This is a genomic window from Pseudomonas sp. GM49, from assembly GCF_000282355.1.
In the GTDB taxonomy this organism is placed as follows: domain Bacteria; phylum Pseudomonadota; class Gammaproteobacteria; order Pseudomonadales; family Pseudomonadaceae; genus Aquipseudomonas.
Map to the genome: position 1 here is coordinate 1 of NZ_AKJL01000072.1, position 1,110 is coordinate 1,110.

General features: G+C 55.3%; 1 protein-coding gene. It reads right to left on the minus strand.

Annotated features, from left to right (window positions below):
• Positions 1–1,110 (minus strand): polysaccharide biosynthesis protein (locus tag PMI29_RS22725; RefSeq protein WP_007995415.1); only part of this gene is annotated, 1,110 nt, incomplete at both ends.

A 1,110-nucleotide genomic window follows, 5' to 3' on the forward strand; every position in this document is an offset into this window, starting at 1 on the left:
CTCGGCCAGCCGCTTGGTGCTGCCCATGACATTGGTGGGCCGTACGGCTTTGTCTGTCGAGATCAGTACGAAGTTGGCGACACCGGCTTTCAATGCCGCCTGGGCGGTATTGAGCGTACCCACCACGTTGTTCAGCACACCTTCAGCGATGTTGTGCTCAACCATCGGCACGTGTTTATACGCCGCCGCATGATAGACAGTGTCTACATGCCAGGTTTTCATCACATCGAGCAACTTCTCCGGATTGCGCACGGAACCGAGAATAGGCAATAAACGTACAGACAAAGACTCACGGGCAACCCGTTGCTCAAGCTCGGACAAGATGCTGTAGAGATTGAACTCACTGTGCTCGAACAACAGTAGCGTCGTTGGATGCAATGCAAGAATCTGCCGACATAACTCTGAACCGATCGAACCGCCGGCCCCGGTGACCAGAACAGACTGTCCCTTGATGCAATGCTCAAGCAGGTCACCCTGGGCTGGAACGGCATCCCGGCCCAGCAGGTCGGCAATGTCCACTTCCTGGATGTCATCGACCTTTACCCGCCCGCTGGCCAGGTCCATGAAACCGGGAACGCTTCGAACGTGGAGCGGGAAACCTTCGAGATAACCAAGAATTTCCCGGCGCCGCCCACGGTTGGATGACGGGATGGCCAGCAGGATTTCCTGAGCCCCGGTGTTATCGATCATCTGCTGGATATGTTTGGGTTTATAGACCTGCAAACCGGAAATAACCCTGTCGGCAATCCCGCTATCATCATCGATAAACGCCACCGGACGCATGACTCGCCCCATCCGCAAGGCAGCAACCAGCTGGTTACCGGCTGCCCCCGCACCGTAAATGGCGACTTTCGGCAAACCATCGTCACGACTGGCAAACGGAACGTGCTGGGCAGCACTGAACCAGTCACCCAAAAAGTATTGACGCATGGCCAGGCGAAGCCCGCCGATCATGATCAGACTCAACCACCAGTAGTTGAAAATGATTGAGCGTGGAACGACGTTTTGGTGATTGCTGTACCAATAAACAACTACGCCAAGAATCAGCGAGGACAAGCTGACCGCCTTGATGATCGCGATCAACGCATCGTTGCCGAAGTAGCGCATGAC